At 60.9% G+C, this 19421-nt stretch carries 17 protein-coding genes; 4 read left to right on the top strand and 13 right to left on the bottom strand.

Annotated elements, in window-relative coordinates; genetic code table 11:
- Nucleotides 1–185 precede the first annotated feature (185 nt).
- Nucleotides 186–1850: an electron transfer flavoprotein-ubiquinone oxidoreductase gene (locus IB246_RS25045; protein ID WP_032832564.1), complete on the top strand. Its 1665-nt coding sequence runs from the start codon at nucleotides 186–188 to the stop codon at nucleotides 1848–1850.
- A 184-nt stretch (nucleotides 1851–2034) separates the two neighbouring features.
- Here IB246_RS25045 and IB246_RS25040 read toward each other — a convergent pair whose 3' ends face one another.
- A complete protein-coding gene (locus tag IB246_RS25040; RefSeq protein WP_008040868.1) occupies nucleotides 2035–2925 on the bottom strand; it encodes an AraC family transcriptional regulator in 891 nt (296 codons plus the stop codon).
- A gap of 190 nt (nucleotides 2926–3115) precedes the next feature.
- Between IB246_RS25040 and IB246_RS25035 the strand changes: the two genes are divergently transcribed.
- A complete protein-coding gene (locus IB246_RS25035; RefSeq protein ID WP_008032874.1) occupies nucleotides 3116–4168 on the top strand; it encodes an NAD(P)-dependent alcohol dehydrogenase in 1053 nt (350 codons plus the stop codon).
- 11 nt (nucleotides 4169–4179) lie between these two features.
- Here IB246_RS25035 and IB246_RS25030 read toward each other — a convergent pair whose 3' ends face one another.
- From IB246_RS25030 to IB246_RS25005, 6 genes are all read right to left on the bottom strand, one after another.
- Nucleotides 4180–4983 (bottom strand): IclR family transcriptional regulator, encoded by an 804-nt coding sequence (locus IB246_RS25030; protein ID WP_008032872.1) that lies wholly within the window; start codon nucleotides 4981–4983, stop codon nucleotides 4180–4182.
- 60 nt (nucleotides 4984–5043) lie between these two features.
- Nucleotides 5044–6354, bottom strand: coding sequence for an MFS transporter (locus tag IB246_RS25025; RefSeq protein WP_008032871.1), 1311 nt, complete (start codon nucleotides 6352–6354; stop codon nucleotides 5044–5046).
- Between the two features lie 197 nt (nucleotides 6355–6551).
- Complete coding sequence (gene dgoD / locus IB246_RS25020) at nucleotides 6552–7700, bottom strand: galactonate dehydratase (RefSeq protein WP_007903915.1); 1149 nt, start codon at nucleotides 7698–7700, stop codon at nucleotides 6552–6554.
- A 47-nt stretch (nucleotides 7701–7747) separates the two neighbouring features.
- On the bottom strand, nucleotides 7748–8368 hold the full coding sequence (locus IB246_RS25015) for a 2-dehydro-3-deoxy-6-phosphogalactonate aldolase (RefSeq protein WP_008032870.1): 621 nt from the start codon (nucleotides 8366–8368) through the stop codon (nucleotides 7748–7750).
- A 19-nt stretch (nucleotides 8369–8387) separates the two neighbouring features.
- Entirely contained in the window at nucleotides 8388–9380 is a 993-nt protein-coding gene (locus tag IB246_RS25010) for a 2-dehydro-3-deoxygalactonokinase (RefSeq protein ID WP_008040869.1), read from the bottom strand.
- A 172-nt stretch (nucleotides 9381–9552) separates the two neighbouring features.
- Nucleotides 9553–10035, bottom strand: coding sequence for a GNAT family N-acetyltransferase (locus IB246_RS25005; RefSeq protein ID WP_008034765.1), 483 nt, complete (start codon nucleotides 10033–10035; stop codon nucleotides 9553–9555).
- Between the two features lie 133 nt (nucleotides 10036–10168).
- Here IB246_RS25005 and IB246_RS25000 point away from each other — a divergent pair, with 133 nt between their 5' ends.
- Nucleotides 10169–10822 carry an HD domain-containing protein gene (locus IB246_RS25000; RefSeq protein WP_008040870.1) on the top strand — a complete coding sequence of 218 codons (654 nt, stop codon included), beginning with the start codon at nucleotides 10169–10171 and terminating at the stop codon, nucleotides 10820–10822.
- Nucleotides 10823–10934: 112 nt separating this feature from the next.
- Entirely contained in the window at nucleotides 10935–12137 is a 1203-nt protein-coding gene (locus tag IB246_RS24995) for an MFS transporter (protein ID WP_008040871.1), read from the top strand.
- Between the two features lie 184 nt (nucleotides 12138–12321).
- Here IB246_RS24995 and IB246_RS24990 read toward each other — a convergent pair whose 3' ends face one another.
- The 6 genes from IB246_RS24990 to araG all read right to left on the bottom strand — a co-directional run bounded on the left by IB246_RS24990 (nucleotide 12322) and on the right by araG (nucleotide 19390).
- On the bottom strand, nucleotides 12322–13251 hold the full coding sequence (locus IB246_RS24990; protein WP_008040872.1) for a PfkB family carbohydrate kinase: 930 nt from the start codon (nucleotides 13249–13251) through the stop codon (nucleotides 12322–12324).
- Nucleotides 13244–14710 (bottom strand): purine-cytosine permease family protein, encoded by a 1467-nt coding sequence (locus IB246_RS24985; protein ID WP_008031640.1) that lies wholly within the window; start codon nucleotides 14708–14710, stop codon nucleotides 13244–13246. Before IB246_RS24985 ends, IB246_RS24990 begins: the two co-directional genes overlap by 8 nt.
- Before the next feature lie 233 nt (nucleotides 14711–14943).
- Nucleotides 14944–15942 (bottom strand): ADP-ribosylglycohydrolase family protein, encoded by a 999-nt coding sequence (locus IB246_RS24980; protein WP_008040873.1) that lies wholly within the window; start codon nucleotides 15940–15942, stop codon nucleotides 14944–14946.
- Nucleotides 15939–16652: a GntR family transcriptional regulator gene (locus IB246_RS24975; RefSeq protein WP_032832566.1), complete on the bottom strand. Its 714-nt coding sequence runs from the start codon at nucleotides 16650–16652 to the stop codon at nucleotides 15939–15941. Before IB246_RS24975 ends, IB246_RS24980 begins: the two co-directional genes overlap by 4 nt.
- Before the next feature lie 212 nt (nucleotides 16653–16864).
- Nucleotides 16865–17833: an L-arabinose ABC transporter permease AraH gene (araH, locus tag IB246_RS24970; protein ID WP_032832569.1), complete on the bottom strand. Its 969-nt coding sequence runs from the start codon at nucleotides 17831–17833 to the stop codon at nucleotides 16865–16867.
- Between the two features lie 12 nt (nucleotides 17834–17845).
- Complete coding sequence (araG, locus tag IB246_RS24965) at nucleotides 17846–19390, bottom strand: L-arabinose ABC transporter ATP-binding protein AraG (RefSeq protein WP_008040877.1); 1545 nt, start codon at nucleotides 19388–19390, stop codon at nucleotides 17846–17848.
- Nucleotides 19391–19421: the final 31 nt, after the last annotated feature.

The following is a 19421-nucleotide window of genomic DNA, read 5'->3' as shown; positions in this document are numbered from 1 at the left end:
GGCTTTGAGCCGATTCAAACAAACGTTTGTATTGGACGCTAAGAGTGGTGTAGATATAATGCGCCACCCAAAGAGAAAGGTGGTTCATCGATTGTCCTCTTCCTGCCTCGTGCAGGAATTCATGGATGCGACACCAAACCTCCAATTAGAAAAAAAACTGTTGAGCCTTGAGTAGGAGATAACCTGTGGAACGCGAATACATGGAATTCGACGTGGTCATCGTCGGTGCCGGCCCCGCTGGTCTTTCCGCCGCCTGCCGCTTGAAGCAGAAGGCTGCTGAAGCCGGTAAGGAAATCAGCGTCTGCGTGGTCGAAAAAGGCTCCGAAGTGGGTGCTCACATCCTGTCCGGTGCCGTGTTCGAACCACGCGCCCTGAACGAACTGTTCCCGGACTGGAAAGAACTTGGCGCGCCGTTGAACACGCCGGTCACCCGCGACGACATCTTCGTTCTCAAGAACGCCGACAGCGCGCAGAAGGTTCCCGACCTCTTTGTGCCCAAGACCATGCACAACGAAGGCAACTACATCATCTCCCTGGGTAACCTGTGCCGCTGGCTGGCTCAGCAGGCCGAGAACCTGGGCGTGGAAATCTACCCGGGCTTCGCCGCGCAGGAAGCACTGTTCGACGAGAACGGCGTGGTGCGCGGGATCATCACCGGTGATCTGGGCGTTGACCGCGAAGGCAACCCGAAAGAAGGCCTGTACACCCCCGGTATGGAATTGCGCGGCAAGTACACGCTGTTCGCCGAAGGCTGCCGTGGCCACATCGGCAAGCAGTTGATCAAGCGCTTCAACCTCGACAGCGAAGCCGATGCCCAGCACTACGGCATCGGCCTGAAAGAAATCTGGGAAATCGACCCGGCCAAACATCAGCCAGGCCTGGTGGTGCACACCGCCGGCTGGCCGCTGGACATCATGGGCACCGAGAACACCGGCGGCTCGTTCCTCTATCACCTGGAAAACAACCAGGTGGTGGTCGGCCTGATCGTTGATCTGTCCTACAGCAACACCTACCTGTCGCCGTTCGACGAGTTCCAGCGCCTCAAGCATCACCCGGTACTCAAGCAGTACCTGGAAGGCGGCAAGCGCATCAGCTACGGCGCGCGCGCCATCTGCAAGGGCGGCCTGAACTCGCTGCCGAAAATGGTCTTCAAGGGCGGTGCGCTGATCGGTTGCGACCTCGGCACCCTGAACTTCGCCAAGATCAAAGGCAGCCACACCGCGATGAAGTCCGGCATGCTCGCCGCTGAATCCGTGGCCGAGGCGCTGTTCGCTGAAAAGGACGGTACCGAAGAACTGACCACTTACGTCGACGCGTTCAAGAAGAGCTGGCTCTACGACGAGCTGTTCGCCAGCCGCAACTTCGGCCCGGCGATCCACAAGTTCGGCGCCATCGTCGGCGGTGGTTTCAACTGGCTGGACCAGAACATCTTCGGCGGCAAACTGCCGTTCACCCTGCACGACACCAAGCCGGATTACGCTTGCCTGAAACTCGCGGCCGACTGCAAGAAGATCGACTACCCGAAACCGGATGGCAAAATCAGTTTCGACAAACTCAGCTCGGTGTTCATCTCCGGTACCAACCACGAAGAAGAACAGCCTTGCCACCTGAAGCTGGCCGACCTGAGCATCCCGATCGCCAAGAACCTGCCGATGTACGATGAACCTGCCCAGCGTTACTGCCCGGCCGGCGTGTATGAGGTGGTCACCAAGGAAGACGGCGAGAAGCGCTTCCAGATCAACGCCCAGAACTGCGTTCACTGCAAGACCTGCGACATCAAGGACCCTGCACAGAACATCACCTGGGTGGCGCCGGAAGGTGCTGGCGGCCCGACTTACCCGAACATGTAAGTTGACTCGCTGAACATCAAGGCTCCCTAAATGGGGGCCTTTTTGTTGCCCGCAATTCATAACCCGACACAGATCCAATGTGGGAGCGAGCCTGCTCGCGATGGCAATTTATCATTCAACATTGATGCAAGCTGACCCACCGCTATCGCGAGCAGGCTCGCTCCCACAGAGGATGTGTGGTGAGTCAGGCAGCGCGTTCATCACCCGGATTACGCTCAAAGTAGCGCTTGTACTCCCGACTGAACTGCGACGTGCTCTGGTACCCGACCCGATGCGCCACCTGCGCCACGCCCAAGCCCTCCGCCACCAGCAACGTCTGCGCCTTGAGCAAGCGCAAACGCTTCAAATACTGCACCGGTGACAGCAACGTGCTGCGCTTGAAATGCTCATGAAAAGTCGACGCACTCATGTTCGCGCAACTGGCCAGGGTCTCGACGTTCAAGGGTTCGGCGTAGTGCGCATGCAAATGGCTGATCGACGCCGCGACACGGGCGAACTGCCCCTGCTGTTCCACCAGCGCGCGCAACACATCCGCCTGCGGCCCGCGCAACGCGACGAACAACAACTCGCGCAGGTGTGACGGCCCCATGATCCGCGCCTCCAGAGGATCGTGCAGACAACGCAACAACCGCTCCACACATCCGCGCATGCCGTCGTCGAGTACCACCGAAGTCATCGACTCCGGCGTCTGCGCCGCAATGTGCCGTCCCGGCACCAGTCCCATGGCCAGCACCAATTCACCCAGCAGCACCCGGTCAATCGCCACGGAAACCCCGAGCAGCGGCGCATTCGGCAAGGCAAAGGTTTCGCACTCGAACGGCACCGGCAACGCTTGAATCAAGTAATGCCCGGCGCCGTACTCCAGGGTTCGCGGCCCCAAATACGCCAGTTTGCTGCCTTGGGCGATGATCATCAGGCTCGGTTCATAAATATGCGGGCCACGGGCGACGTCACAACTCGCGCGCAGAACTTGCACACCGGGCAACTCGGTCTGGGTGAAACCGTCGCGGGTCGCCAGTGGCTCAATCAGCGAAACCAGCGTGGCATTGGCATCGAGATGACGGGTCAACAACATGGGAGCTCTTCACAAAATAATCACGGAAAAAGGGATGAAAGCATCATCGCAGGTCTGATTGCCCATTGAACCCAACGAACGCAGATGCCGGAGGAATAGGCATGACACCCGGAGGAATCGCCATGGCCGCGCAAAGGTACGGCGCCCAGAATGCGCCGCCTCACCTGTCATGCTTTTTGCGAGGTCCACCATGTACACCGCCATCGGATACGCCGCCCAGTCGGCCACCACTCCCCTTGCCCCCGTGAAATTCGAACGCCGCAGCCCGCGTGCCGACGACGTGGCGATCGAGATTCTCTACTGCGGCGTCTGCCATTCCGACATCCATCAGGCGCGCAATGAGTGGGGCATTGCCGTTTACCCGCTGATGCCCGGCCACGAGATCGTAGGCAAAGTGACCGCCATCGGTGCGAATGTCACCCAACATAAAGTCGGCGATCTGGTCGGCGTCGGCTGCATGGTCGATTCGTGCCGCAGCTGCGAGGCTTGCCAGGCCAACCTCGAACAATATTGCCTCGAAGGCCCGACCATGACCTACGCCACACCCGACCGGGTCGATGGCAGCAACACCATGGGCGGTTACTCCGACAGCATCGTGGTCAGCGAGCACTTCGTGGTGCGCATCCCGGAAAAACTTGACCTGGCCAGCGCCGCGCCAATCCTCTGCGCCGGCATCACCACCTACTCGCCGCTCAAACACTACGGCGTGAAAGCGGGCGACAAGGTCGGGATTCTCGGCATGGGCGGCCTCGGCCACATGGGCATCAAGTTTGCCAAGGCTATGGGCGCGGAAGTGACGCTGTTCACCCGTTCGGCAAGCAAGGCTGAAGAAGGTCGTCGTCAGGGCGCGGACCATGTGATCGTGTCCACCGATGCCGAGCAGATGAAAGCCGCTGCCGGCCATTTCGACTTCCTGCTGGACACCATTCCGGTGCAGCACGACCTCAATCCCTACCTCGACACGCTGCGTTTCGACGGCGTGCACATTCTGGTGGGGTTGATTGAACCGATTGATCCACCGGTCCACGCGGCCAAATTGGTGCTGGGTCGCCGCGTACTGGCGGGCTCGCTGATCGGCGGCATCGCCGAAACCCAAGAAGTGCTGGATTTCTGCGCTGAGCACAACATCACCTGCGACATCGAAATGCTCGACATCCGCCAGATCAACGAGGCTTACGCCCGCATGATCGCCGGTGACGTGAAGTACCGCTTCGTCATCGACATGGCAACGCTGAAGGTCTAAGCCTTAGCGGTTTATACCTTCAAGCCAAGTTCCGCCGAGAGCCGGGCCGTGACCCCTTTGATCAGGGGAATCAGCTCGGCCATTTTTTCCAGCGGCATGTACGGCACGGTGCTGGCGATGCTGATGCCGGCGACGATGCGCTTGCTGGCATCACGGATCGGCGCCGCCACGCAGCGGATCGACGGTTCGTTGTCTTCCAGGTCGAAGGCGTAACCGCCCGCCACGTACTCAATCATGCGCTGCTGGAACTGCTCCCAGGATTGCTCCGGGTGCTGCGGCCAGAACTGATTTTTCCCACCCGCCGGCAGGCTGACTTCGTACAGCCGTTGCCATTCTTCCTGCGTGTCATCGAGCATCAGCGCCTTGCCGATCCCGGTGCGCGCCAACGGCATGCGATGGCCAACCCGCGAACGCATTTCCGGACCATTGCGCCCCGGATTCTTGTGCAGGTACAGCACCTCGTCGCCCTCGCGAATCGCCAGGTGAATGGTGTCGCCGGTCAACGCCGACAACTCATCCAGATACGGACCGGCCAACGTGACCAGCGGCAATTCCTCACGCGCCTGAAAGCCCAGTTCGATCAGCTTCGGCCCCAGCAAATAACCGACTTGCGGCACCACGCGCAGATAACGCTCGTCCACCAGGCAACTGGCCAGACGATGGGTGGTGCTGCGCGTCGTGCCGATCAACCGGGCGATTTCCTTGAGATCGCGGGCGCCACTGGCCACGGCCTGAACCACACCCAGACCGCGAAGCAGGGTCTGAGTGCCGGTCGGCGCGGCGTCCTTGGCGATTTTTGGGGCGTCTTCCTGCATATCCAGCCTTTACCGTTGAGCGAGTGAACGGGCGGCATTATGGTCGCCCGACGGCTACGACTACAACTTGATACGCTCGACCTTCCCGACCAGCAGAATGTAGGAAAGCGCCCCCAACAACGCGAGAACCGAGATGTAGGTGATCGCTGGAGCGAACGAATCACCGCTGGCGAGGAAACCGATGACAATCGGCGTGGCAATCGCCGACAGGTTACCGATGAAGTTAAACACGCCGCCGGTCAGCCCCAACAAGCGTGCCGGTGCCAGCGTTGAAACCAGTGACCAGGTGATCGAAGCCAGACCGTTGCCGAAGAACGCCAAGGCGAGGAAGGCAATCACCAGCGGCGTCGACTCGACGAAATTGGCGCCGATGATCGAGGTGGAAATCAGCAAGCCGCCAATGATCGGCAACTTGCGGGCGAAACCCACCGTGTAGCCGCGACGGATCAGGAAGTCGGAGAAGAACCCGGAACAGAGTACGCCGACGAAAGCGGCGAGAAACGGCAACGACGCCAGCAGGCCGGACTTGATGAAATCCATGCCGCGATACTTCACCAGGTAGGTCGGGAACCACGTCAGGAAAAACCACAACGTCGAGTTGAGGCAGAACTGGCCAAGGTAAATGCCCCACAACTTGCGCTTGGTCAGGACGATGCCGAGGTCGGTCCAGCTGAATTTCGCCTTGACCTTCGCTTGCTCGGCCTGAATATCCACCAGCCCGCCGCCTTCGCGGATCAGGTCGATTTCAGCGTCATTGGCGCCTTTGAAATCCCGCGGTTCGCGATACACCGCGTACCAGATCACCGCCCAGAGAATGCCCACCGCACCGGTGCTGACGAACACCATGTGCCAGCCAAATTCATGCTGCAACCAGGCGAGTACCGGCGTCAGGAACGCCAATCCGACGAACTGGCCGGAGGTGTAGAAACCAATGGCCGTGGCGCGCTCGCGCTCCGGGAACCAGGTGGTAACCACGCGGCTGTTGATCGGATACGCCGGTGCTTCCAGCGCACCGACCGCCATGCGCAAGACGAACAGCGCAATGAAGCTGGCGGCGAAACCGAGCATCACCGTGGCGATCGACCACAGCAGCAAGGCGAGGCTATAAAGGATGCGCGGCGGAACACGATCCACCAGCCAGCCGCCGGGGATCTGCATGGCGGCGTAGGTCCAGCCGAACGCGGAGAAGATCAGTCCGACGTGGATCGGGTCGATGCCCAGGTCACTGGTCAGCGCCGGGGCGGCGATGGACAGGTTGCTGCGGTCCAGATAGTTGATCACCACGGTGATGAACAGCAGGACCATGATGAAAAAACGCTTGCGGCTGGGCGCCACCAACGACGCCTGCCCGGTGAGGGTTTGCGGTTGCATGGGGAATGCCTCTTCTTATGTTTATTGAGGTCGATCTGGAACTGGAATGATGCCGATCTCCCTGTCCATGGAGATCAACCTGTGGGAGCCAGCCTGCTGGCGATCGCGTTGGGTCAGTCACCATGAATGCTGGATGTGCCGACCAAATCGCCAGCAGGCTGGCTCCTACAGGGGATTTGCGGTGGGTCAGCGATCACTCACCACTCGGCAAAACTGCCATCGGCATGGCGCCAGATCGGGTTGCGCCAGCGATGCCCGACCGCCGCGCGTTCGATCACGTATTCCTCGTTGATCTCAATCCCCAGGCCCGGGCCGTTCGGAATTTTCACGAAGCCTTTGTCGTAATCGAACACCCGCGGATCCTTGACGTAATCCAGCAGGTCGTTGCTCTCGTTGTAGTGGATACCCAGGCTCTGTTCCTGGATGAACGCGTTGTAGCAAACCGCATCCAGTTGCAGACACGCCGCCAGTGCAATCGGCCCCAACGGGCAATGCAGCGCCAGCGCTACGTCGTAGGCTTCGGCCATGTTGGCGATCTTGCGAGTCTCGGTGATACCACCGGCGTGCGAAGCATCCGGCTGGATGATGTCGACGTAACCTTCGCTGAGCACGCGCTTGAAATCCCAGCGCGAGAACAGACGCTCACCGAGGGCAATCGGTGTGCTGGTCAGCGGTGCCAGCTCCTTCAGCGCTTCGTAGTTTTCGCTGAGCACCGGCTCTTCGATAAACATCAGTTTGTACGGATCGAGTTCCTTCATCAGCACCTTGGCCATGGGTTTGTGCACCCGGCCATGGAAGTCCACACCGATACCCACGTTCGGGCCGACCGCATCACGCACGGCGGCGACGTTGGCCAGGGCCAGGTCGACTTTCTCGAAGGAATCGAGGAACTGCAGCTCTTCGGTACCGTTCATTTTCACGGCGGTGAAACCACGGCTGACCGCTTCTTTCGCGGCGCGCGCGGTGTCTGCCGGACGGTCACCGCCAATCCACGAATAGACACGAATCTTGTCGCGCACCTGACCACCGAGCAGGTCGCTGACCGACACACCCAAGGCCTTGCCCTTGATGTCCCACAACGCCTGGTCGATACCGGCCAGCGCACTCATGTGGATCGCACCGCCCCGGTAGAAGCCACCGCGATACAACACGGTCCAGATGTCTTCGATGTTGCGTGGGTCTTTGCCGATCAGGTAGTCGGACAATTCTTCAACGGCAGCCGCCACCGTATGGGCACGACCTTCGACCACGGGTTCGCCCCAACCGGTCACGCCCTCGTCGGTTTCCACTTTCAGGAAGCACCAGCGCGGCGGAACGATGAAGGTGGTCAGTTTGGTGATTTTCATCTCTTCTCTCTCTTGTTAGATGCAGCGCGCTCGGCGCCAAAAAAGTCTTAACGCAGAGCGTTCCATGCAGCGACGTAGGCCTTGGCGTTGGACGCCACTTGCGCCGCCGTCATGCCCGGTTTGAACAACCCGGACCCGAGGCCGAAGCCCTTCACGCCCGCATCGATAAACACCTGCATGTTCTCCGGGGTGATCCCGCCCACCGGCGCCAGAATCGTCCCGGCGGGCAACACCGCCAGCCAGGCTTTTACAACCGCCGGGCCCATTTGCTCGGCGGGGAACATCTTCAGCACGTCCGCGCCTTCCGCCAATGCAGCGAACGCTTCGGTCGGCGTCGCCACGCCAGGCGACAGAAACAACCCGGCGGCCTTCGCGGCACGCAGCACTTTGGGATCGCTGTGGGGCATGACGATGACCTGCCCGCCGGCGGCTTTCACTTGCTCGACCTGCTCCGGAGTCAGCACCGTGCCCGCGCCGATCAGGCAATCGGCAGGCAAGGTACTGCGCAGGATGCGGATACTTTCGTACGGCTCGGGGGAATTGAGCGGCACTTCGATGACGCGAAATCCGGCTGCGTAAAGGACTTCTCCGATAGCCGCCGCTTCCTGCGGGCGCAGGCCACGCAGGATTGCGATCAGACCGTTTTGCGCCAATGCTTGTTTGAGCATGTCAGACCTCCAGTCAGGTTTAACGGGATGGGTTTGGAGTGATCAGCCCGGCGGCGAGCGCCAGTTGCCACAACCCGCGTTCGGTAGCCTGTTCGGCCAGCGTCACTCGGGCAAAACCGCAGGCGTCGAGCGCCCGGCTGTAACGGGCACAGAGTTGGGAATTGCCGATGAGAATGATCGACGGCAGATGAACGCTGTTGCGCCGACGCCGCTGAACCGTGGCCAGCGCCGACAGCTCATGACCGATCAACAGGCCGGACAAATAATCCGGTTGCGCACTGCCGCTCAGTTCGCCGGTCAGCCCGAGGCTGCGGGCACTGAACAGCGTCGACAGCGGGCCGATTTCGCCGTCCGCCGACAGGGCCACTTGCACGCCACGGTCAAACGCGTCGCCATCGAAAGACCCACCGCGTTGCTGGGTGCGCCCCAGAATGCTGTGTTCGCTGAGCACCGCGAAGACTTCGCCGGTCATGAAGGTGTCGAAATGCACGATGCAGCCGTCGGCCACTTCCACCCATTTCGAATGGCTGCCCGGCAGGCCGATCAACAGATCGCTGCCCGCCCCGCCCGCCAAGTTTTGCAGCACGCCGAGGACCTGGGTTTCTTCACCGCGCATCACGTTCGGCAGGCGCGAACGCTGAATCACACCCGGCACGATGTGCACATCGACACCGCGAAGACTGCGAATGGTTTGTAGGGAGGTTCCGAGATTGGCAACGTTTGCCGGCGTGTCGCGGTAGGCCGCTTCGCGCCAGCCTTGCGCGCTGCCAACCATGCCACAGGCAATCACCGGCAAACCGGGTTGCTCATCGAGCCAGTCACCGCAGGCCTCGTCAAAGGCCAGTTCAAAACCGTCGGTGCATGCCAGACCGTTAATGATTCGCGGCGTCCGGGGCAGCTGCATGATTCCCGATGACAGCGAACGCTGTTCGAGCACCTGGCCACCCGCGGCGAGTTTGTAAGCACGTAATGAGGTTGTCCCCCAATCGAGCGCGATCAATTGCGCCAGCATCGCTTCACCTGTTTTGTTTATTGGCAGTGAGTGAGCTGGACTATAAACCCTGACACGATCAAATCTCAATATATAAATATACATCCCATATTTTGGGATCAAACAAAAAAAGATCGCAGCCCTCGGCAGCTCCCCAATTAGGAGCCACCGAGGGCTGCGATCCTTTAAACGATCAATTGCCCGCAGCAAAATCCCTTAGCACCGCACCATCCATCCGATACCGCACCCACTCCTCCTGAGGCTGCGCTCCCAAGGACTTATAGAACTCAATAGCCGGCTTGTTCCAGTCCAGCACGCTCCACTCAAAACGCCCGCAATCATTGGCGCAGGCGATTTTCGCCAAGTGGCGCAGCAGGGTTTTACCGGCGCCGCCACCGCGTTGCTCGGGAGTGATGTAGAGGTCTTCGAGGTACAGGCAGTTGCTGCCGAGCCAGGTGGAATAGCTGAAGAAGAACACCGCAAAGCCGATCGGCAAACCGTCGCGCAGGCAGATCAGGCCGTGGGCGGTGGCGCCTTCGCTGAACAGGCTGCGCTCGATGTCGGCGACGCTGGCGATGACTTCGTGGCGGGCACGTTCGTAATCGGCCAATTCAGTGATGAACGCGAGGATTTGCGGTGCATCGCTGGGGGTCGCCGGGCGGATTTCGATCGTCATGGACGTGCCTTCGTCAAAAGTGGAAAACGCCATACTAAGTCGGCGCGCAACGCTCGTCACACTGGAAATTCAAAGCTGATCTATGGAGGATGTGGAACCGCTGCCCCAACCGTTTTCACTTAACAGGACGTTTATGACGACTGATGCTTTCGCGCCGCTGCCAATCCTCGCCGCCAGGTTGCTGCCCCACGCACTGGAACCCTCGGAAGACGGCGCCCACGATCTGTCGCACCTGCAGCGGGTCTGGCACAACGTGCGCACTCTTCATGCTGAGGAAGGTGGCGATATTGAAGTGCTGCTGGCAGCGGTGCTTTTGCATGATTGCGTGTCGGTGGAGAAGAACTCGCCGTTGCGTTCGCAAGCATCGCGACTGGCCGCCGAGAAGGCCTCTGCAGTGTTGACCGACATGCACTGGCCCAGCGCAAAAATCAGCGCCGTTGTACACGCCATCGAGGCCCACAGCTTTTCTGCCAACATCACCCCAAGTTCCCTCGAAGCGAAAATCATGCAGGACGCCGACCGTCTCGATTCCCTTGGCATGCTCGGCGTTGCGCGCACCTTTTACATCGCCGGTCGCATGGGCAGCGCGCTGTATGACCCACAAGACCCGGAAGCGAATGCGCGGGAATACGATGACAAGCGCTTTTGCCTCGATCATTTCCAGACCAAGCTGCTGCACTTGGCAGACGGCTTCCAGACCCTCACCGGTCAACGCCTGGCCCGCATCCGGCATGAACGTTTGAAAAATTTCATGGAGCTGTTCAAGGAAGAAATCGGCATCGGCTGAGCGCATTACTCCGCCCACCACTAACCCTGGAATCGATAACCTCAGACCTAACATCGGCGCCTTGCATGATAGATAGATGACACTCTCCGTTATCGGGTCAAGGAAGCGCGTCATGTCTACTGCTCCACCTCAGGTCTCCAGCAAACTGTTCGGCCTGTTTTGCCTCGCCAGTTATTTGCTGTCGCTGTCCTATGGCTCGACGTTTTTGCTGTCGCTGTTGATCGGCTCGCGCGGCGGCAATGAACACGATGCCGGAAGCGTGATTTCGGCGGCGATGCTCAGTACGTTTGCGGCGGTGATCGTTTCCGGGCACTTGTCCGACTGGCTTGGCGCGGCGCGTTCGATTGCGTTGTTCGGCGTGCTGCTGGTGGCGGCCAGCCTGGGTTTTGCACTGACGCCGGGCTTCGGCCATCTGCTGCTGTTTTTCGGCTTGCTGCTGGGTTTGGGCTGGGGCGTTTTCTATACGCTCGGGCCGATCATCGTCGCGAGCCTTGTGACGCCTGCCCAGCGGGCCAGATATTTCGCGCTGCTGTCGGGCAGCATGATGACCGGGATCGGCAGCGGTCCGTTGCTGGGCCGCGCGGCCAGTGCGCTGGGCTATCCCGTAACGGCGGCGTTTTACCTCGCGGCGCTGGCCAGCCTGATCGGCGTTTTACTGTTCTGGCGCCTGGATGCGCAGCTGAAAAAAGCACCCTCGCCTACCGCTGCGGTCGCACGCATTTCCTGGCGTGCAACCCGGCAGATTTTATCGTCCCGCGCAGTGTTCCCGATCCTCATGGTCGGCCTCGGCGGCTGTGTGTTCGGTGGTCTGTCGAGCTTCCAAACCAGCTACGCGGCGTCTCGTTCGCTGGATTACTCGCTGTTCTTTTTCGGCTTCATGGGCGCGGCGATCAGCAGTCGGATGGTGATTGCCGGATTCGTGGTCAAGCGCGATCCGTTCCGCGCGTCTTGCCTGTTGTCCGGGCTGATGATGGTTTCGATTGTGATGTTCGGTTTCGTGGTCGACAGCGGCTTGAGCTACGTGCTCGCGGCGATGATGCTCGGGGTCGGTTACGGGCTGACGTATTCGGTGATCAATGGCCTGGCGGCGAATGAAGCGCCGCACGGCACCACCGCGCAAGCGTTGCTGCTGTTCAGCCTGTCGTACTTCATTGGTGTGTTCGGCTTTCCGTTGCTGGCCGGGAAGATCATCGTCGAACACGGGATGGCGACACTGTTGCTCACCGTTCTCGCCGTGGCGCTGTTGAACTGGCTGATCACCGTGGGCCGCCTGATCTGGCGCCGCTACACGGTCAAAACGTTGCAAGAGGCCTGAACCGTTCGTCGTTCATCAGTATCCATGAGCGTCGATAAAACCGATCAAGCTTGGTGCGGCTAGGGTTGAGGTGGCGCGCAAGTTGGAGGTGTAAACGTTTGAGGGCCCCTTCGCGGGCAAGCCTCGCTCCTACAGGAACTACGCGATCCCTGTAGGAGCGAGGCTTGCCCGCGAAGACGTCAGATCAGGCGCCGAACGTTTTACTGATCAACGCATCCACCTCATCCGCCCCAGGCGAAGTCGCCGGCCCCCACCGAGTCACCGCCAGCGCCGCAGCCGCATTCGCCCGCCGCGCCGCCTCACCCGCCGACAACCCTCGCGCCAACCCGGCCACAAACACCCCGGCATGGGCATCCCCGGCGCCGTTGCTGTCCACCGCCTCAACCTTGAAACCCGGCACGTGCTGACGCTCGCCATGCTGATGAATCCAGCACCCTTGCGGACCGTCGCGGACCACCATCAACACCTTCGACGGCAGATGATCGGCCAATCGATCCAGCGCCTCGGCAATGTCCGACGCCCCGGTAAACCGCAGCGCCTCGACGCTGTTGCTGGTCCACACATCGATGCGCGGCAACAACGCCTGCATCAACGGCGCATCGGGTGATTCCACCAGCGGGCCCGGGTCGAACACCACGTTGATCGCACTCGGCAAATCCAACACCCAATCCACCAGCGCCTGAGCCTTGCCGACATGCAGCAGGCTGTAGCCGCTGACGTAGACATAGTCGCCCGCCTGCGCCGCTACGCTGTTCAAATCCTCTGCGGACACTTCACCTTCGGCGCCGATGTAGGAAACGAAGCTACGTTCAGCCGAGGCGTCCGTGATCGCCACGCACAACCCCGTGTCTCGTTCAGCACTGTGAGCAATGCCGATGCGAATGCCTTCAGCCTTCATCGCCTCACGCGCCAGGTCGCCGAAACGACCAGTGCCATGACGGCCCAGGTAAACCACCGGCAAGCCATTACGCTGAGCGGCGGCCATCACATTGAACCCGCCGCCGGCTTCGAAACTGGCGGATTGCGCCAGTACGTCGCCGCCGGCTTGAGGCAGTTTATCCACGGCCATGACCAGGTCGATGATGACCTGGCCGGTGTGCAACATTTTAGGCATGAGCATTCTCGAGCGACGCGGCGCGGCGATCCCTGGCCCCGCCGAGTACAAAGTAAATCCCGCCGGCGACCAGGAACGTCACGATCCAGCCGAGGCCGTTATGGCCCAGCCACGAGTCGGAGAGGAACCCACGGAACCAGACGGTTTGTTCGGTGGTGCCAATGGTGGTGAAGCTGAAACCCAGCACGATCGCCAGGGCCCACGCACCGAAAGCACGCCACTCGACGCCGCCGCGATACCAGTAGGCGCTGCTCGGGCTGACGTCCAGCAGGTCTTTGGGGCTGTAGTAATGACGATGAATCAGGTCAACGACGAAGATCCCGACCCACGCCGTGATCGGCACGGCCAGCAGCGAAATGAAGGTGATGAACGGGCCGTAGAAACTGTCGGCGATCAGCATGAAGTAAATCGAACCGGCGAAAATCGCGACGATGTCGACCACCACGGCGTAGACGCGCTTGACCTTCAGGCCGAGGGTCAGCGTGGTCAAGCCGGCGGAATACACCGACAGGTTGTTCGACAGCAGCAAGCCGCCGAACGCGGTGATCAGGTACGGCACGGCCATCCAGGTCGGCAGCATGTCGCGGATCGCGATGATCGGGTCAGTGGCCGACGCCAGGTCGTTGTTGCCCACCGACAGCAGGCCGCCGAGGGTGATCAGCAACACCAGCGGGATCCCGGCACCAAACGCGGCGGAAGCCACCAGACGTGCCGCCTTGACACTGCGATGCTGATAACGCGACATGTCCGCACCGGCGTTGGCCCAACCGATCCCGGTGCCGGCGGCCATGGTGCCGACGCCGATGATCATTGCGCTAAGCGGTGCAGGCGTGGCGTTGAACACGGCGCTCCAGTCGATGGTGGCGCAGAGGAAACCGCCGACCAGAATGTTCAGCGCGCCGAACACATAAGTCGCCCACTTCTGAATCACCAGCAACGTCGCGTGACCGAGGCCGGACACCGACAAGGTCAGCAGCACGAAAATCGCGATGAAGATCAGGGTCAGCACCGGTGCGCTTTTGGCTTCCACCGGCGAGCCGAACAGGATCGAGCACAGCGACAGCAACACGAACGCGGCGGTGGTGGTGTTGACGGTTTCCCAACCCAGCCGCGACATCAGCGAAACCAGGGTCGGGCCGATGTTGCCGCGTACGCCGAAGATCGCCCGCGACAGCGTCAGGCTCGGTGCGCGGCCACGGCGACCGGCGATGGAAATGATCCCGACCACCGCAAAGGAACCGGCAGCACCGAGGATCGCGACGATGATCGCCTGCCAGATCGCCAACCCGCGAAACGCCACCAGCGTAGCGCCGAGCGGCAGGCCGAGGATGGAAATGTTAGCGGCGAACCAGACCCAGAACAGCTGCAGCGGATGCCCGTTGCATTCGGCTTCCGGCACCGGCTCGATGCCACGGGTTTCCAGTTGCCCGGCACTTTGCCCGGCGTTCGATGAACTCATGTGAAATGCTCCTGTTGCCTTTGTTGTGGTTATGGGCAATGACGGAAGACGAAAACAACATCCCGGCTGTCCTGGCCAAGTCAGTGCGATCCATTGCGGGGTTATCAATTCAAATAAGCGGCGCGCCTATCGCCGGCAAGCCGGTCTCGCTCCCACAGGGATAGTGCAAACCTCACGGTACACGCCGTACCTGTGGGAGCGAGATCGGCTTGCCGACGATGGCGTCAGCACAGTCAACGCAGGGCGAGAAGGCCCTGCACCAATGGCTCTAAATCCAATTCATTAACGATTTTGACCTTGTCGATCATCGCCACCGGCCAACTCTCAAGCCCCAGACAAGCCCCGAGCATGGCCCCCAGAATCGCCGCGATGGTGTCGGTGTCGCCCCCCAGACCTGCGGCCATGCACAGCGCGTCGAAGGCATTTATTTCACCGATGGCCACTTGCTGCGCCAAGGCAAACGAAACCACCACCGACTCCTGCGAAGCCACCGACGTGCCGATCACGTCGTACATCAAGTCCGCCAGCATCGCCTTGTCGCTGTCGACGCTGATCGTCCGCGCCCAACTGATGCGCGAGGCAATGCGTCCGCCCGCGACCCAGTGGCCGTGGCTTTCCGCTTGTTGGGCGATTTGCTGGCCGAGGTTCAACGCCTCGCCGAGGTCCATGCCGTTGATGCCGGCCGAGACCACCGCCGCCACCGCCGCCGCGCTGGAGATGCCCAGCGTGGTGTTGTGGGTGACCTGGCAGGCCTGCACCACGGCGTTGATGAAACGCTCGGGATCGCGGACATCCGCCGAAATGCCGACGGGTGTGATGCGCATCGCCGCGCCGTTGGTGGTGCCGTAGCGCCCCGCTTCTTCCGGCGAATGACCGGCGAGGATCATCTCGATCGCCCGTTTGGTCGACGGCCCGAGCAAATCCTGCGAGCCCTTGGCCTGCATCGCGGCTTCCCATTCGATCAGCCGTTGCGCCAGTACCGACGGTTCGATCCTGCCCTTGCCGTCGATCAACAACTGACCGACCAGAATCGCCTGTTCGGTGTCGTCGGTGATCGAGCCTTTAGGCATGTTGGCCGCAATCGGTTGATTGGGGCCGGCGTCTTGCAGATCGGTGATTTCACCGAAACGCGCCTTGATAACGGCGCGGCTCAGCGATTGCGTCGGCATGCCCAGCGCATCGCCCAGGGCCAGTCCGTAAAACGCGCCCAGTGCACGATTGAGCGCGGTCATTGTGGGTTTCCAAATTGCAGGTGCAGGCGAAAGTGCACGGGATCGAGCAGGCTTTCGACCTGTTCCATGAAGCGGTTCTGCCGGTCGTAGGTGGTGCGCAAGGCTTTGAGGAACACCGTGCCGACCGGACGACCGAGCAGCTCGGCGTCTTCGGCGCTCAAGGGTTCGGCGCCGATCCATTGATCGCCGCGCTCGCCGATGTAGCCGTACGCGGCCAGGGTGATGGTCAGGGAATTGTCGATCAGGCCGACACGCGGCAGGCTTTCCAGGCCTCCGGTGGCGGGCATCAATGAGCGTTCGAGGGAAACCAGCTTGCCGTCGGTGGAACGACGGCGGCGGTCGAGGGTGATGAATTGGTCAGTGCCGAAACGCGGCAGCAGGTCGGGGCGAGTCACCGCCTCGAGCCGCAGCACTTCGGTATTGATCAGCGCCCCGCTGTCGGCCAGCGCCTGCGCCCAACCGCTGCGCTGATCGAGCACCACCCCGTCGAACGTGACGATGGAACCGACACCACTTTGCGTCGCGATGTAGTTGCGCCGTTTCAATTCGGCCAGGGCTTCACGCAGCGTACCTCGGCTGACTTTGAATTCTTGAGCCAACTGATGCTCGCCCGGCAACTGAAAACCGTCCTCCATGAGGCCGCTTTCAATGCGCCGGATGAGTTCGTCGACCACCCGTTGTTTCTTGTCAAATCGTACCTGTCTAATCATGTACAAATTGATACCCGAAACGACTTGTAACAGGCAAGACATATTTAGGGGGAGTGACGGAAGGATGCGGTCGCGAGGTGAACCAGGTACATCGTCTTCGCGGGCAAGCCTCGCTCCTACAGGTTATATGTCAGTCGCGTAATCCATGCACGACACATAACCTGTAGGAGCGAGGCTTGCCCGCGAAGGGGCCAGCACAGACAACAAAAATCTCAGCGTTGTTTCAGACGGTCGATAACCACAGCCAGCAGCAAAATCGAACCACGAATCACGTACTGATAAAACGTATCGATGTTCTTCAGGTTCATCGCATTCTCGATGATCGCCAGAATCAACACCCCGGCGATCACATGCCGGATCATGCCGATCCCGCCACTGAGCGAAACCCCGCCAAGCACACACGCCGAGATCACCGTCAGCTCGAAACCCTGCCCGATCATCGGCTGGCCGGAAGTCATCCGCGACGCCAGAATCACCCCGGCCAACGCCCCGATCACACCGTGCACGGCGAAGATGATGATCTTGGTCCGGTCAACGTTGACCCCGGCCAGCAGCGCCGCTTCCTGGTTGCCGCCGATGGCCATGGTGTTGCGCCCGTAGGTGGTGTAATTCAGCAACCAGCCGAAAAACAGGAAGCAGGCAATGGTGATCAGGATCGGCACCGGCACGCCAAACAACTGGCCGTTACCGAAGACGAAGAACGACTCCTGCGACACACCCACCGCTTTGCCATTGGCAAAAATGTAGGCCAGACCGCGAACGATCTGCATGGTCGCCAACGTAGTGATCAATGCATTGACCCGCAACTTGGCGATCACGATCCCGTTGATCAGCCCGACGATCAAGCCCATGAACAGCGCCGCCGCCACACCGAGAAACACGCTGTCGGTGTCGCGCATCACCACCGCCGCGACCACGCCGGCACAGGCAATCACCGAGCCCACCGACAAGTCGAAATGCCCCGACGCCAGGCAATACAACATGGTGCATGCGGCAATCCCGGTGGTGGAAATCGCCAGGCCCAGGCCGCGCATGTTCAGCGGCGAAAGGAAGTTGTCGATCAGCAAGGTGCAGAGCACAAAGATCCCGACGGCCGCGAGCAGCATCACCCAGTCATCGAGAAAGCGCCGCAGGTCCAGAGGTTTGCGCTGGGTGGGCAGAGCGTTGTTTTGGGTTGTCATCATAGTCACCTCTCAGTTCGCCACGCCGTCAGCACGGTGGCGCGGCAAAGCCAGTTGCAGCAGGTTGGATTCGTTGGCCTCGTCACGGGACAGTTCGCCGCGCATCGCGCCTTCGCAGAGCACCAGGATGCGGTCGGAAATACCCATCACTTCCATCAGGTCGCTGGACACCACGATCACCGCGATGCCGCTTTCAGCCAGGTTATGGATGATCTGGTAAATCTCGGCCTTGGCGCCGATGTCGATGCCGCGAGTCGGTTCGTCGAGCAGCAGCACTTTCATCGGCATCGACAGCCAGCGGCCGAGAATCGCCTTCTGCTGATTGCCGCCGGACAGGTACATGATTTTCTGCGCCGCGCTGGGCGTCTTCACTTTCAGCGCCTTGATCTGCTTGTCGGCGTTGTCCTTCTCCCACAGGCCGCGCAACAGGCAACCGAAAGTGGAATGGGCGCCGCGCGCGCTGATGTTGATGTTCTCGGCAACGCTGGAGAGCGGCATGATGCCCTCCTTCTTGCGGTCCTCGGGACACAGCAGAATGCCGGCGGCAATCGCATCGCGGGGTGAACGCAGTTTCAGTTCATGCCCGCGCAATTCCAGGCGCCCGGCGGTGTTGCGTTCAAGGCCGCTGAGCATGCGGAACAGCTCGGTTCGCCCAGCTCCCACCAGGCCGAACAGCCCGAGAATTTCGCCTTTGTGCGCATCGAAACTCACCGGCTCACGCAAGCCCGGCCCGAGCAGACCGTCGACCCTCAACGCCACCGCGCCACGCTTGCGCGGGCGGTAATCGTAGATGTCCTGAATGTCGCGCCCGACCATGCACGTGACCAATTGATCGTGGGTCAGCTCGCTCATGTCCTCGAAGGTGCGCACGTAGCGGCCGTCCTTGAACACCGTCACCGCGTTGCAGATGCGGAACACTTCTTCCATGCGATGGGAGACGTAAAGCACCACTTTGCCTTCGTCGCGCAGGCGCCCGATGATCGCCATCAAGCGATCGATCTCCCGCGCCGAGAGGCTACTGGTCGGTTCGTCGAACGCGATCACATGCGCGCCACGGGACAACGCCTTGGCGATTTCCACCAGTTGCCGTTGACCGAGGGACAGGCGCCCGACTTTCTCCTGCGGATCGATTTCATCGGCCAGGCCCTTGAGGCAGGCCAGCGCTTGTTGTCGCAGTGCGTTGCGATTGATCAGGCCGAAACTGGCAGGCAAATGACCGAGGAACAGGTTTTCCGCCACGGTCATTTCCGGGACCAGATGCAGTTCCTGATGGATCACCGCCACCTTGTTGCCGATGCTGTCGGCGGTGGATTTGAAGACCATCGTTCGCTCGCCGATCTGCAGGTCGCCGCTGTTCGGCGTGTAGGCGCCGCCGAGGATTTTCAGCAGGGTCGATTTGCCGGCGCCGTTCTCACCCATCAAGGCATGAACCTGACCCGGATGGGCGACGAAGCTGATGCCGTCCAATGCCTTTACCCCGGGAAAGGTCTTGCCGATCCCGTTGAAGCGCAGGCTGCCGCCGGCGCTGTCGTGTTGTGTCTGTACTTGCGCGTGCATAAAACACCTCATCACACAGATCAGGCAGCCC

The sequence above is a fragment of the Pseudomonas sp. PDM01 genome, from assembly GCF_014852325.1.
GTDB lineage: Bacteria > Pseudomonadota > Gammaproteobacteria > Pseudomonadales > Pseudomonadaceae > Aquipseudomonas > Aquipseudomonas migulae.
This window is presented reverse-complemented; position numbering and strand designations above follow the sequence as displayed.